The 14,329-nt window shown below is 36.1% G+C and carries 10 protein-coding genes and 1 other RNA gene; 5 read left to right on the top strand and 6 right to left on the bottom strand.

All coding sequences use genetic code 11. From position 1 onward, the window contains the following. Window positions 1–85: 85 nt before the first annotated feature. The gene (locus AAOP42_RS06630) at window positions 86–700 is read right to left on the bottom strand and encodes a hypothetical protein (RefSeq protein WP_349527690.1); all 615 of its coding nucleotides are present in this window, start codon (window positions 698–700) and stop codon (window positions 86–88) included. A 116-nt stretch (window positions 701–816) separates the two neighbouring features. Next, window positions 817–1,398 (bottom strand): YceI family protein, encoded by a 582-nt coding sequence (locus AAOP42_RS06635; RefSeq protein ID WP_349527691.1) that lies wholly within the window; start codon window positions 1,396–1,398, stop codon window positions 817–819. A 149-nt stretch (window positions 1,399–1,547) separates the two neighbouring features. Here AAOP42_RS06635 and AAOP42_RS06640 point away from each other — a divergent pair, with 149 nt between their 5' ends. Further along, window positions 1,548–3,029, top strand: a complete 1,482-nt coding sequence (locus tag AAOP42_RS06640; RefSeq protein WP_349527692.1) for a Na+/H+ antiporter NhaC family protein — start codon at window positions 1,548–1,550, stop codon at window positions 3,027–3,029. Window positions 3,030–3,043: 14 nt separating this feature from the next. On the opposite strand, the gene AAOP42_RS06645 is transcribed toward AAOP42_RS06640, so the two are convergent. The 4 genes from AAOP42_RS06645 to tsaD all read right to left on the bottom strand — a co-directional run bounded on the left by AAOP42_RS06645 (window position 3,044) and on the right by tsaD (window position 7,211). Beyond that, window positions 3,044–4,765, bottom strand: a complete 1,722-nt coding sequence (locus tag AAOP42_RS06645; RefSeq protein ID WP_349527693.1) for an arylsulfatase — start codon at window positions 4,763–4,765, stop codon at window positions 3,044–3,046. 138 nt (window positions 4,766–4,903) lie between these two features. Next, the gene (locus AAOP42_RS06650; protein WP_349527694.1) at window positions 4,904–5,659 is read right to left on the bottom strand and encodes a C40 family peptidase; all 756 of its coding nucleotides are present in this window, start codon (window positions 5,657–5,659) and stop codon (window positions 4,904–4,906) included. Between the two features lie 4 nt (window positions 5,660–5,663). Then, window positions 5,664–6,131 (bottom strand): SsrA-binding protein SmpB, encoded by a 468-nt coding sequence (smpB, locus tag AAOP42_RS06655; RefSeq protein WP_349527695.1) that lies wholly within the window; start codon window positions 6,129–6,131, stop codon window positions 5,664–5,666. 75 nt (window positions 6,132–6,206) lie between these two features. After that, window positions 6,207–7,211, bottom strand: a complete 1,005-nt coding sequence (tsaD, locus tag AAOP42_RS06660; protein ID WP_349527696.1) for a tRNA (adenosine(37)-N6)-threonylcarbamoyltransferase complex transferase subunit TsaD — start codon at window positions 7,209–7,211, stop codon at window positions 6,207–6,209. A gap of 202 nt (window positions 7,212–7,413) precedes the next feature. Between tsaD and AAOP42_RS06665 the strand changes: the two genes are divergently transcribed. From AAOP42_RS06665 to AAOP42_RS06680, 4 genes are all read left to right on the top strand, one after another. Further along, entirely contained in the window at window positions 7,414–12,015 is a 4,602-nt protein-coding gene (locus AAOP42_RS06665) for a translocation/assembly module TamB domain-containing protein (protein ID WP_349527697.1), read from the top strand. Window positions 12,016–12,116: 101 nt separating this feature from the next. Then, entirely contained in the window at window positions 12,117–12,485 is a 369-nt protein-coding gene (locus AAOP42_RS06670) for a hypothetical protein (RefSeq protein WP_349527698.1), read from the top strand. A 72-nt stretch (window positions 12,486–12,557) separates the two neighbouring features. Continuing rightward, window positions 12,558–12,940: RNase P RNA component class A (rnpB, locus tag AAOP42_RS06675), an RNA gene on the top strand. A 44-nt stretch (window positions 12,941–12,984) separates the two neighbouring features. Next, window positions 12,985–14,145 carry a sigma-54-dependent transcriptional regulator gene (locus tag AAOP42_RS06680; protein WP_349527699.1) on the top strand — a complete coding sequence of 387 codons (1,161 nt, stop codon included), beginning with the start codon at window positions 12,985–12,987 and terminating at the stop codon, window positions 14,143–14,145. Window positions 14,146–14,329: the final 184 nt, after the last annotated feature.

Consider the following 14,329-nt stretch of genomic DNA (forward strand, 5'->3'; position numbering starts at 1 on the left):
AAATTAGGTACTTGTTCACATGCTTTTTCAATGATTGTTTTACTTTTTTTTCATAACTTCAATTCTTATTTTGTGAACTCCGAAGTTAGAAGTTCTTTGGCATTCCCCGAAGGGCTTCCGACGAAGGAGGTTCGTTCAACACAAACAATGAAGGAATAAGTATTCTATTAGCTTTCTCCAACCCATTGTTTATTCCTTTGGAAAGTACATAAACTGCTACCAATACAACAGCAATAAAGATGATTATGGTAATTCCATTTCCATTAGAAATATCAAGCCAAAATTGATCAAGGTATTGGGGATTTTGATTGATTGAATCTGCTATAGAAGAAGAAAACACATGTGAAAGAGCAAAACCAAAATACCTCAAGGCCCAAGCGGTAACCACCGAATAGTAAAAAGCTATGCCCAACGTGCATACTGCGATAAAGAAGCCAAGAAAGGTGTACTTTTTCCCAATTAACTCTCCGTAAGAACCAATTACTCCTTTTCTGAATTTCTTTCCTATTGAAAATTCTGCCAACAGCAAAGGAATGGACCATACAAATAAGAAAAGAATCCATAGGATAATGAAAGCACCACCATATTGCCCTGCCAATCTTGGAAACCTCCAAAGATTACCCGCACCAATAGCCATTCCCAACGATGCTAGTATGATTCCCCAACGGTTACTAAATTGTTCAGTAGTAAGTTCTTTCATTCATTATTACTAATAACTCTTAATACTAATCAAAGTAAAATTAGAATGAAAGAAGTTCGTTTGAATAAAATAAGTAAACTAAAATTTGGAATAAGAAGGTTAAAAAAGAAATTTCATTACATTTTTATCAATTCCAGATTCATTTTAATATCTACATTTTCACCAACAACCAAGCTTCCAGAATCTAGTGTATCGTCCCATTTAAGGTTAAAATCAAACCTATTGACTGTAAAGTTAACTTTAAACCCACTTACAATCTTCTCTCCGATTGTAATTGAACCAGTGTGTACAGCTTTCATAGATACTTTTTTAGTCACATCTCTAATGGTGAGATCTCCGGAAAGTAAGTATTCATTATCGGCCACTTTTTTGAAATATTCACTTTTAAATTTAATTTGAGGAAACTTTTCTGCATTGAAAAAATCATCTTCCTTTAAATGATTGTCGCGTGTCAGGTTCTCGGTAGTGATGCTCTTCACTTCTACATTAGCTTCCACTTTGGCATTTTCAAATGAGTCGTTTTTAGCTTCTACAGTACCTGAAAACTCTGTAAATTTTCCGGTAACAGTAGATACAACTAAGTGCGTGACATCAAACTGTATGCTTGAATGTACAGGATCAATTTTCCACTTGTTTTGCGCATTTATCGAAATAGGTAATACAAATAATAACAGTAGAATAGGAATAAAATTTTTCATGGTAGTAGGATTTGATACACGTAAAAGTTAGTCATTTTTTAAAATAATAGCACTATAAAAGATTGTCAATCACAAATAAATTTTAACATAAAAAAGAAAAACCTAACTTACGAACGGTAAATATTGAAATTTAAACACCTAATCAATACATGGATAATTACGGATTCTGGTCTCTTCTACCACCCATTGTTGCCATTTTCTTAGCACTCCGTACCAAACAGGTCTATTTATCTCTAACCTTAGGAATTTGGATTGGCTGGCTAATAGTCAACAATGGAAATATTTTCAGTGGATCATTCGATACTCTTAATTCATTCGTAACGGTTTTTAATGATGCCGGAAATACCAGAACCGTCATCTTTACTCTTTTGGTGGGCTCCCTGATAGCACTTATCCAACGATCCGGTGGTGTGGATGGATTTATTTCAGTTGTAAAAAATAAACTAAATAATCTGGAAGATAAAAACAATCTGAAGGGCAATAGAAAGAAAATACAATTGATTGCGGCACTCACAGGCATACTTATTTTTGTCGAATCCAACATTTCTATCCTTACTGTCGGCACATTGTACAGACCCCTATTTGACAAGCTAAAAATACCAAGAGAAAAGCTCGCATATCTTGTTGACTCAAGCTCTGCCCCTTCTTGCATCATTTTCCCTTTCAACGCCTGGGGTGCTTACATCATGGGCTTGCTCATTTTACAAGGTATAGAAAATCCATTTGCAGTGCTTTTTAAATCTATCTTCTTCAACTTCTACCCTTTTCTGGCACTCATTACAGTTTTCTACATCATTCTAACATCCAAAGATTTTGGAGCAATGAAGAAGGCCACAAAAAGAGCGAACGATGAAGGCAAATTGTTGGCTGATGATGCCGTACCTATGATATCTGATGAAATTACACTATTGTCAGCAAAACCAAATGTTCCTAACCGATCTATCAATATGATCATACCCATTGGAATGATGGTCTTATTGATGCCCATCATGCTCACTTATACCGGTTGGAATAGCTCTGATTCAAGTCTGAGTTTTTTTATGCAAGTGTTTGATGCTATAGGAAAAGGTTCAGGCTCAACATCCGTATTGACCTCAGTAACCTGCTCTATAATAGTAGCCATGCTGATGTATAGGGTTCAAAAAATAATGGGAATAAAAGAAATGATTGACTTGTCTTTAAAAGGCATGTCAGGAATGGTATCATTAGCAATACTTATGGTATTGGCGTTTGCAATTGGTAGTCTCTGTAAAGAACTGGGAACGGGTCTGTATGTAGCCGAAATGACTAAAAGCTGGCTCACTCCTGCTTTAGTTCCGGCTATTGTATTTGCTGTAAGTTGCTTTATAGCTTTCTCCACTGGCACTTCATGGGGTACATTTGCCATTATGATTTCGATAGCAATACCTATGGCTCAATCTTTCGACAGCAATATATATTTAGTGATCGGGGCGGCTTTAGGTGGTGGAGTATTTGGAGACCACTGCTCTCCTATTTCGGATACGACCATCATCTCATCTATGGCATCAGCCAGTGATCACGTAGATCATGTAAAAACTCAATTGCCTTATGCTCTGGTCGCTGGAATGGTAGCATTTCTTATGTATTTAGTGTTGGGATTTTTAGGTTAAAATCTAAGATCACTCTATTTCTTAGGTATTGGCTTGGGAATAACTTTAGCATCTTTTGCCCATTGATACCAGTCTTGAGCCATTTGACTGACAAGATCAGGATTTTGGGAAGACAGGTCATTTATTTCCGTCCTGTCTTCTTCCATATTATACAATTGCCAATCGGTTAGATTGATCTGATCTTGCTTATCAAATACGAAACTATTGCTAAGGTCTGGTTTTGAGACCAATTTCCATTTTCCATTTCTGATCGCTCTATTCCCCTCATGCTCCCAATATACAGCACCTCTGCTTAACTGTTCATTGTTTTCAAATGTAGGCAGTAAACTCACTCCCTGCATTGGTATTATTTCCTTTCCATTTTGTGTTTTTGGATATGTAGCTCCAGATACATCGACAAATGTTGCCATTACATCTATTAAATGACCATACTGATTCCTGAATTCGCCAGTAGTTTTAATTTTTTCTGGCCAGTGAACTATCAGCGGAGTAGAAATTCCTCCTTCGTTCACCCAATGCTTGTACATTCTAAATGGCGTATTGGAAGCATTTGCCCATCCAATATCATAACCAACATAAGTGTCAGCTGCCCCCGAATATACACCTCTTGCTGAACGTACAGGTCTTCCGTCACGTGTTTGCTTAGGTTGCATTCTATACTGCAATTCTCCTTTGTCCATAGGTTTCAAAGTATCCGGATCAACGTCTATTTCATTTTCCCTCCAAAAACCCCATTGTTCAGCACAAGCTCCATTGTCCTGTAAAAACAATATCAAAGTATTATCTAATTCACCTTTCCTTTCCAGTTCCGCAACGATTCGTCCAATTCCCTGATCCATATTATCGATCATAGCCGCATACACCTCCATACATGCTGCCTGCCAGTCTTTCATCTCTGTATCTTCCCATTTATTATCACCTGGCGTTGGCTCAGACATCTTCCATTGCTCTTCTATGATTCCCATTCGAATCATACGTTGATACCTCTCCTTTCTCAACTCATCCCAGCCTTTATTATATACACCTTTGTATTTAGCAATATCTTTTGGAGGTGCTTGCAAAGGCCAATGGGCAGCAGTGTAGGCCACATACATAAAAAATGGATTTTCAGACGAATGATCATTGATAAATGAAACAACAGTATCACTAATAGCATCTGTATAATAAAAATCTTCTGCAGGAGCTATAAATGTATTTCCGGATGTCAGGGAATTAGGGTCATAAAAACTACCCGCACCGTGAATAGTACCAAAAAACCGATCAAAACCTCTTTGTAATGGCCAATTGTGTTTGCTTGGATTTTTATTACCGGGTAATAGTGGAGTAACATGCCACTTACCAGCCATATAAGTAGAATAACCTGCTGTTTTCAATACCTGTGCAATAGTTAAACTATTCTCACTTAAATCTCCTCGGTAGCCATCCGCTCCCCGATCTCTCATCATGTGACCAATACCAGCCTGATGAGGATACAATCCTGTAAGTAGAGACGCTCTGGTAGGGCAACAACGGGATGTATTGTAAAATTGGGTGTATCTCAAACCATTTCCAGCCAATGCATCAAGGTTAGGCGTTTTTATTTCACTTCCATAGCACCCTATATCTGAATACCCCATGTCATCTGACATAATCAAAATGATATTAGGTTTCTTTTTTTCTTCTTTTAATTGACTGCACCCTATGACAAATAACACTACTCCGAGAAATATCAGTATTCTTGTTTTCCTACTAACCATGACAGTGATTTTATGTTATCATGCCAAAATAATGAATTTGACTGAAACGGTTGTTGGAAAAGCTAATTTCCTTGCTCTGATCACTATGTAAGTCGAATTACTAAATATTTACAAGTGTACCTAAAGGATGATATAAGTCTAATAAGGATGCAACATCCTTCTTATAGCTAAGATATTATTTTGGAAATAAGATGGTTCAATTTTTTGAACAACACCGCTGTACACGCCCACAAATTCATGCTCTGAAATAGCAATAAAAGCACCGTTGGGTCTGTCACTACCTGTATAAACAATATCTCCGGATTCTATCTCTTGCAAACCAGCCACTTCACTTCCCTGCTTCACCTGGTCGGTCAATGTCCGCCCAATCCGATAACCACAAATTTTGAAAATCTGCTGAACAAAACCACTCTCATCTATTCCAAATGGTGATTTTCCTCCAAACAAGTACGGAGAATACATATACTTTGAAACAATGGTTTTGAAAAACTCAAATTCACGTTTTTGATTCAAGCTTTTGGATGCTCCATTAAAAGCAACTTGCTCCTCTATCTTGAATAGTTCATTGGTGGAAATAGGTAAAATACTCCCCAGCAATATGCTGACATGCTTCTTTTTGAAGAAAATATTACCAGAAAGATCGGTACACACTTTGTAATCAGAGTCGTTGATTTGTTCGAAGTATTCGACTGAAATTGATTCGTGCTGATCTCTTCGAATCCAACCTTCGGAGTTGTCAAAATTTAATACAATTTTCAACCACTCCTTTTTTTTATCAATTACTGAATAGTGTTCACCAAATAAAATTTGAGAAACCATAGCCTCTGTATCCTTCGGCTCACACCTCATTGGCACAAGGCTCATGCGACAAATGCCCTTTTCATCTTCAATCATGGACTTAATATTTATTACGATCCAATTCCCTCTTTACATCCTTTTCTTTAATGGAATCTCTCTTATCATGTATTTTCTTACCCTTTGCCAAAGCTATTTCAAGTTTTGCAAATCCTCTGCCGTTTACAAACAATCGCAACGGAATTATTGCCAACCCTTTTTCTTTAAATTTAGAATCTATTTTTCTAATATCATTCTTTGAAAGCAAAAGCTTTCGCTCTCTAACCGGATCATGATTATTGTAAGTGCCTTCGGTGAAAACTGCAATGTGCATTCCCTTGATGTATAATTCTTCTTTAAAAATATGGCAATGTGCTTCCTGTAAACTGGCTTTGCCTTCCTTGATTGATTTTATTTCAGTACCCTGTAGCACGATTCCGGCCACATATTTATCAATAAATGTATATTCATAACTCGCTTTCCTGTTTTTGATGTTCACATCATTACTGAACCTTTTCTTATCTTTTGACATTACATTTTATTGTTTATAACAACTTCAAGTTCTAAAATATTCATTTAGATTCAATCTCCTTCTATAATTTCGTAGTTAAAATGGCATTCTGGGCATAGGAGCAGATGATAATAAAGCAAAATCATTTTTCAAATACTTAAAATGGCCAGCCATAGCGATCATTGCCGCATTATCAGTACAGTATTCAAATTTTGGAATATATACATTCCACCCTTGCTTGTCTCCTTCTGTCATCAACGCTTGTCGCAATCCTGAATTGGCGGACACGCCACCAGCAATGGCTATTTCATTTATGTCTTCCTTTTTAGCAGCCTTGATCAATTTTTCCATCAACATAGAAATGAGACTTTTCTGAATGCTGGCACAGAGGTCGTTCATGTTTTCTTTGATGAAATTCTCATTTTTTCTCATTTCTTTTTGCAAAAAATAAAGAATAGATGTCTTGATACCACTAAAGGAATAATCAAGATCCGGCATAGAAGTTTCTGCAAATTGAAATTTATCCGGATCACCTTCTTTAGCGTGTTTGTCGATCAATGGCCCGCCTGGATAATTCAGCCCCAAAAGCTTTGCTGCCTTATCAAAGGCCTCTCCTACAGCATCATCTTTGGTTTCACCAACTATACGCATTTCCAAACTTTCATCAACCCTCACAAGCTGAGTGTGTCCACCGCTTACCGTCAAACAAAGCATTGGAAATGTCGGTTTTGGATCATCGATAAAATGAGCGAGAATATGAGCCTGCATGTGATTAACAGATATAAGAGGTATGTTTAGTCCCAAACAGAGCGACTTTGCGAAAGAAGACCCCACCAATAAAGCACCCAACAAACCTGGTCCCTGAGTATGTGCCACAGCACTTAGTTCTTCCTTTTTAATCCCTGCCTCTACCAGTGCCCTGTCCACTACAGGAACGATCTGCTGTTGGTGAGCTCTGGAGGCCAGTTCAGGTACTACACCTCCGTACTTTTCATGTACCTTTTGAGTCGCTATTATATTGGATAGAATCACCCCATTTTGCATTACTGCTGCCGAAGTTTCATCACATGAAGACTCTATTGCTAAAATATTAATATCCATATTCAAAAAATTGAAACAAAAATACGTTACCAATATGGAGAAGACAGTAGGAAAAAAGAAATTTTGGAATCTCAAAGGCAAAAAATGGATTTTCAAACGAAAAATACCATATCTAAAACAAGTAAGTAGAAGTACTGGTAACGGATAATAAGACTGTTGGAAAAAGAAATTCTAAAGATTACAATTTAGTTTTGCATAATTGATGGAAGACACTGAAAACAAAGAAAATTTGATCTGGAACTGGAAGCAGGTATTGCTTTACATTCCGGTTTTCTTTCTGATCTTTTTTGCCTTGGTTGTAACTATCATCCAAATTCCAATTGTACAAACAAAAATACTAAACTCTCTCAGTCAGGTTGTATCATCAAAAACAGACTACAATATTGAAATAGGGCATGTTAATTTATCCTGGTATGACAATATTCTCTTTGATGATCTGAAAATCTATGACAACCAAGACAGTGTACTACTGACAACTCATCACATATCAGCTAACATTGGGCTTTATGATCTCATTGTCAACAAAAAAGTAATTTTTGATGAAATAGAATTGCAAAACCCTGCGGTACACCTGATAAAAAAAACAGACAGCACTGCCATCAATATTTCTGAATTTATTATACAATTAAAGCAAAATCAACAAAATAAGAGTAGTCAGTCCTCTCCTGTCATTATAGAATCTATCAAAATAAACAACGGCACATTTACTTATAATGATTTGACCAAACCACTACTAGAAGAAAGAAAAGATTACACTCATTTTGGTTACAAAAATATTTCTGCTACAGCCAATCACTTTGTTCAAAAAGCTGATTCTATAGATTTTGATTTGATCTCTATGAATGCCACAGATATTAAAGAGCAATTAAACATTAAAAGTTTAAGCGGTCTTTTTAGTTATTGTAATCAGTCTATTACATTTTCCAGTCTCGATTTAAAAACCGACAAGAGCCAAATCAGGGATTCACTTCGTCTGAATTACGCATCGTCATCAGCCCTAAGCTATTTTGTGGATAGTGTAAGCTTCTTCGTGAATCTCGACAGTTCTTTTATTAGTTCAGATGATATTGCTCTCTTTGCTCCTAATATTGACCACATCAATCAAACGTATGAATTATCCGGTGAAATACAAGGTTTGATAGGCGATTTAAGAGCCAAAAACATACATCTTAAATTTGGTCAAAACACTTTAATTGAGGGTGACCTCAACTTTTTCGGTTTACCTAAGGTAAAAGAGACATTTATAGACGTCAACCTTGGAAGAGCCACACTCTCACCAGAAGACTTTCTAAGGTATATCCCTGAGCAATACCGTAAAAACCTTCCCAATACGGGTACGATTGAATTCAAAGGTCAATACCTGGGTTTTCCAACAGATTTTGTATCTCATGGCACTTTTACGATGGCTGCAGGTTTTATAAAATCAGATCTCAACTTCAAATTGGAAGAAGGAAAAAAAGCCCAATATTCTGGTAATTTGATTTTAAGAGATTTCGATCTGGGGCAGGTATTCAATAACGAAAAGCTACTTCAAAAAATATACTTCAACGGCAATATCAAAGGCAAAGGGCTGGATATAAAAAGTGCCGTTTTACACCTCAATGCTAAAATAGACTCCATAGGTGTCATGGGCTATAAATATTCCAATATATACGCTAACGGAGACCTTGCCAACGGATACTTTGAAGGAATCCTACAAACTAAAGATCCCAACCTTGTCTTTGATGGTCAGGTAAACATCGATATCCGCAATCATCGGGATAAAATCAATATCAGTGCCTGTTTGGATGCACTCAACCTACAACCATTAGGCTTCTCAGAGAGAAATATTTTTATTTCATCTCGTATAGAAGTGGATATAAAAGAATTTCATATTGACAGTCTCAAAGGATACATTAATTTAAAAAATCCGAAACTAATAATAGATTCAGACAAACTAGAATTAGACTCTGTGAAATTCTTGTCATTTTTGGTAGGAGACGAACGGACTGTTTCTTTGGAAACCGATGGGCTCAGCGCAGAAGCAAAAGGAAATTTCAAAAACAGCACTGTCTTAAATGAATTTAATAATTTATATAAAGAGCTGTGGCTTAATATACGAAATAATCAAGACAGTATAGACTTATATTACAGTCAAAAGGAAGTTGAAATTGAAACTTTTGAAGTTGCTCTGAAAATAAACTTAAGAGATGCCAACAAATTCGTTCAACCATTTTACCCTAATATTCAATTATCAAAGGGAATAATTTTAGAAGGAAAGTTTGTTTCAGATAAAACATCAATATTAAGCCTTAATACCAACTTAGACAGCTTAATAATTAACAGCAACCTATTTCTTCAAAATCAATTGGATATCTCCATTTCCAAGAAAAACTCTTACAGAAACACTCTTTCTTCCTTTTTCCTTTCTTCCAAAGAGCAAAATTGGAATGGAAACTCACGCACTGATAATATTTATTTAGAATCTATATGGTCAAACAACCATGTCGATTTAGAATTCAATTTAGATCAAAAAGAAATAAAAAACACATTAAACTTAAGGGCTACAATTGACTTTTCACAAGATTCAATAAATTTTCATTTTTTGGAATCAGACATACAGGCTCTGGGAAAGTATTGGAAATTTGACAGCACAAATCAAATCACTTACATCAATGACAAGCTTGATTTCAATAATGTAAAACTTATTCAAGGCATCCAATCACTCGCACTGAATGGCACTCTATCAGACAATGCCAGTGATCAACTGCATTTTGATATCCGGGAGTTTAACGTAAGTAGTCTAAATTCCCTCCTTCCGATGCAAATAAGTGGAGTAGTGGACGGTAACATAGATATTAACAAACTGGAAAATGACGTATTGATAGAAAGTAACCTTAGAGCCAAATCTTTCTATATCGAAGATTTTCTTGTAGGAGACATTGATTGTTTTTCGGATTGGGAAAACAATAGAGACCGTCTGGGCATGGATTTTACAGTAAACCGTGCCAATAAAAGAATTATTGATGTAAATGGATATTTTTATCCTAAAAAAGACAACAATCAATTAGAAATGTCTGCTGTCTTTGATAGTGCCAATCTTAATGTCATTCAACCTTTCGTCAAAGACCAATTTAGCAATTTAAGTGGTTTTGCATCTGGAAAATTTAGCATTTCCGGAAACCCATCCTCTCCCATTCTAGACAGTAAAGATGCATCAGGAAAAATCACAAAAGGAACAATCAAAATCAATTACACCAATACCAATTACTCATTCTCAGGAGGCATCTTATTCAGAGAAAACCAAATCGGAGTAGAAAATCTGGTACTGGTAGATGCTCTCAACAATAAAGCCACCTTTAACGGGGGTATTTTTCATGATAGCTTTCAACATTTCGTACTTGATATTTCAGGAAAGTATGAAAACTTCAAGCTGTTAAATACGGGTTCTAAAGATAACAAACTCTATTATGGTTCGGCCAATGCTACCGGAGACATCAGTATCTTGGGAGCAATAAACAACCTACAAATAGATGCCAGAGCAAAAACCACTAAAGGAACAAGAATCTCTATACCTATTGGTGAATTATCCGAGTATAACGTAGAGCAAAAAGATTATATAACGTTTGTTGACCTTAAAGATCCGGAACATCAAAAAAGAATGGCTGAGATTGCAAAAGAAGAAATCGACCTAAAAGGTTTAAAGCTTGATTTTGATATAGAATTGACCAATGATGCCTACACAGAATTAATATTCGATGTGAAAGCTGGAGATATCATCAGAGGAAGAGGAAATGGAAATATTAAACTCCAGATAGACCCTTATGGAGATTTTAACATGTTTGGAGATTTACAAATAGAATCTGGTGGATACAATTTCACTCTTTACAATATCATCAACAAAGAATTTGATATTCAAAAAGGCAGTAGCATATCCTGGTATGGTGATCCGTATGGAGCAAAAATGAACATTAATGCGAGATACCGCCAGCTCGCTTCACTAGCACCTATACTTACTGGTGTCAATGCAGACAATTCCCCGGATTTAAGAACAAAGTACCCCTCTATCGTTGATCTCTATCTAAAAGGAAATTTACTTTCTCCCGAAATAAGTTTTGATATCAATATTGAGGATTATCCTGATAATGTTAACCTTAACACAGGAGGAAGCATCCCTTTGGATGCACAGATCAGTGCTTTTAAAAACAGGTTAGCAGCAAATGAACAAGAGATGAAACGTCAGGTTTTTAGTCTGGTCATATTGAGAAAATTTTCTCCTGAAAACAGTTTCCAGGTTAATGGATCACAAACTTTCGGCAACAGTCTTAGTGAATTTGTATCCAACCAATTGAGTTATTGGGCTACTCAGGTAGATGAAAATCTGGAAGTAGATGTAAATCTTCCTGTCTTAAGTGATGAGGCCTTCAACACATTTCAGTTACGATTGTCATACTCATTTTTAGACGGTAGATTAAAGGTAACCAGAGGTGGTGGTTTCGCCAACAATAACAGCAATAGCAATTCTGACCTTTCTTCCATCATTGGTGATTGGACAGTGGAGTATTTACTAACACCAGACGGCAGATTCAGAGCAAAAATGTATAGTCGCTCCAACATAAACACTGCTGCACGAGAACTGGGGGAAAATAGCACAGAGACAGGATTTAGCCTTCAATTTGTCAGAAGTTTTGATCAACTCAAAAACATTTTAATTGATTCCCGAGAAAAGAATCAGAAAAATAATGAAACCAGTGATTCAACATTAAATAAGGTTCAGGGGGTTCGTAAAGAGGAAGAGGAAAACTCAGTTTCAAAAAGTAAATAAAGATTTGCTTACAATAAATTTTCTGATAGTTTATTATTATGTATTTTTATGTAATTGATTTGTCCACCTTTTAATTCAAAAAAATGCATCTAAATGAATTTATGAAGTCATATGCTGAGGAGATTAAAGGAAACTACTCTGAATACGATGACGAAAGATCTGTAATTATCGTTCCCTTACAAGATGAGCGGTTTCAAGCTGTCATTGCAGAAATTACAGAAAAGGAGCAAAGGATAAACATTTCCTCCAAAGTATGCGACTCGGAAGAAAACCTCGATATAAGAGAATTGTTGATAGAAAATCATAAATATCCTTATTGCAAGTTCTCATTGTCTAATGGGTTTCTAAAAGTAGAATCAGTATTCAATACCAAAATTTTCAATGAAGAGTTGTTAAAAAAAGTGATACTGGATGTAGCAAATCTTGCCGACCAATGGGAGTTCAAAATAACAGGAAAAGACATTTTCTAACGTATTCTCAAAAATCTTCCTTTATAAATTCATAAAGCTCAGTCTATTCATTCTTAATTATTAAATTTGTGCTTAACAGACCGCCTTATCGCTCCATATCATGGAGAGGAAAGTCCGGGCAGCATAGGGTATCGTACTTCCTAACAGGAAGGTGTTCTTTTAACAGAGCACAGAAAGTGCAACAGAAAATATACCGCTTCTTCTGATTCGTCAGAAATGGAGTAAGGGTGAAATGGTGGAGTAAGAGCCCACCGCATTTTGAGTGATTAAAATGGCAGTGTAAACCTTACGAGCTGAAAGATCAAATAAATCCTGTTCAAAACGACCCGTTTTATCTCAACTTGTTGAGAAGCAGGAAGGGTAGATTGATAGACTTTGTCAGCAATGGCAAAGCCAGATAAATGATAAGGATCCATTTATGGATACAGAACCCGGCTTATAGGTCTGTTTTAAAAACAAATGGCATAGACATTCATCTATTAAAACACAAACAACTATTATGGCGAAGAAGATATTGATCATTGATGACGAAATAAGCATTAGAAACACTCTCCGCGATATCCTTGAATATGAGAAATACGACATTGAAGAAGCCGAAAATGGAAAATTAGGGCTTGAGATGATTCTTCAAAATGACTATGATATTGTCCTTTGCGATATTAAAATGCCTGAAATGGACGGAATGGAGGTTCTGGAAAAAGCTCAGGAATCCGGCACAAATGCTCAATTCATAATGATTTCAGCGCATGGTAACATTGAAACTGCAGTTGAAGCTACCAAAATAGGAGCATTTGATTTTGTTCAAAAACCCCCGGATCTTAACCGATTGCTCTTAACTATTCGCAATGCGAGTGAAAAATCAAATCTGGTAACTGAAACAAAAATACTCAAGCGGAAAGTGTCCAAATCGATGGAAATCGTGGGAGAATCAGAAGGGATACTTGAAGTCAAAGAGATGATTGAAAAAGTAGCTCCAACAGAAGCCAGAGTCTTTATCTTCGGAGCTAATGGTACTGGAAAAGAACTTGTTGCCAACGCCATACACAAGCTAAGTAACCGATCCAAAATGCCGCTAATAGAAGTAAATTGCGCTGCTATTCCATCCGAATTGATTGAAAGTGAGTTATTTGGCCATGAAAAAGGATCCTTTACTTCAGCTATAAAAAGGAGAATCGGAAAATTTGAACAGGCTGATGGTGGTACATTATTCTTAGATGAAGTAGGCGATATGAGCTTATCAGCTCAGGCCAAAGTTCTCAGAGCTCTACAAGAAAACAAAATCACCAGAGTAGGTGGAGATAAAGAAATTAGTGTTAATGTCAGAGTAATCGCAGCAACAAACAAAAACCTTAAAGAAGAAATTGCCAACAATAATTTCAGAGAGGATCTTTACCACAGGCTTAGTGTAATCGTCATTAATGTTCCAACTTTAAAAGAAAGAAAAGAAGATATTCCACTTTTAGTTGATAAATTTCTTGCCGACATAGCAGAAAGCTACGGAATCATGCCTAAAAAAATTGATCCAGAAGCTCTAAGTTTACTTCAAAATGGAAATTGGAGTGGTAATATTAGAGAATTGCGTAACGTATTGGAGCGACTTATAATAATGAGCGATAAAACCATCTCAGAAGCGCATGTTAAAAAGTATGCGGATATATAACTACATCCACATATCCTGATTTATTTTGACAAGTTCACACTCTTCACATCATTCTGTGCGTAAGTAGGACAAGTTCTTTGAGTACAAGCAGTTGCTGCTAAAACAACAAAAGCTAAGATTAAGGCTTTTAATTTCATAATAGTAGAGTTTAACACAATTTTACCTATCTAGGCTTAAATATATA

Origin of the sequence: Reichenbachiella sp. MALMAid0571 (genome assembly GCF_040151475.1) — a bacterium.
Lineage (GTDB): Bacteria > Bacteroidota > Bacteroidia > Cytophagales > Cyclobacteriaceae > CAXBNB01.

What these genes read in the sequence shown, in the direction of transcription:
- AAOP42_RS06630 (WP_349527690.1), bottom strand. Translation starts at nt 700, where the DNA reads ATGAAAGAACTTACTACTGAACAATTTAGTAACCGTTGGGGAATCATA.
- AAOP42_RS06635 (WP_349527691.1), bottom strand. Translation starts at nt 1,398, where the DNA reads ATGAAAAATTTTATTCCTATTCTACTGTTATTATTTGTATTACCTATT.
- AAOP42_RS06640 (WP_349527692.1), top strand. Translation starts at nt 1,548, where the DNA reads ATGGATAATTACGGATTCTGGTCTCTTCTACCACCCATTGTTGCCATT.
- AAOP42_RS06645 (WP_349527693.1), bottom strand. Translation starts at nt 4,765, where the DNA reads ATGGTTAGTAGGAAAACAAGAATACTGATATTTCTCGGAGTAGTGTTA.
- AAOP42_RS06650 (WP_349527694.1), bottom strand. Translation starts at nt 5,659, where the DNA reads ATGATTGAAGATGAAAAGGGCATTTGTCGCATGAGCCTTGTGCCAATG.
- smpB (WP_349527695.1), bottom strand. Translation starts at nt 6,131, where the DNA reads ATGTCAAAAGATAAGAAAAGGTTCAGTAATGATGTGAACATCAAAAAC.
- tsaD (WP_349527696.1), bottom strand. Translation starts at nt 7,211, where the DNA reads ATGGATATTAATATTTTAGCAATAGAGTCTTCATGTGATGAAACTTCG.
- AAOP42_RS06665 (WP_349527697.1), top strand. Translation starts at nt 7,414, where the DNA reads ATGGAAGACACTGAAAACAAAGAAAATTTGATCTGGAACTGGAAGCAG.
- AAOP42_RS06670 (WP_349527698.1), top strand. Translation starts at nt 12,117, where the DNA reads ATGAAGTCATATGCTGAGGAGATTAAAGGAAACTACTCTGAATACGAT.
- AAOP42_RS06680 (WP_349527699.1), top strand. Translation starts at nt 12,985, where the DNA reads ATGGCGAAGAAGATATTGATCATTGATGACGAAATAAGCATTAGAAAC.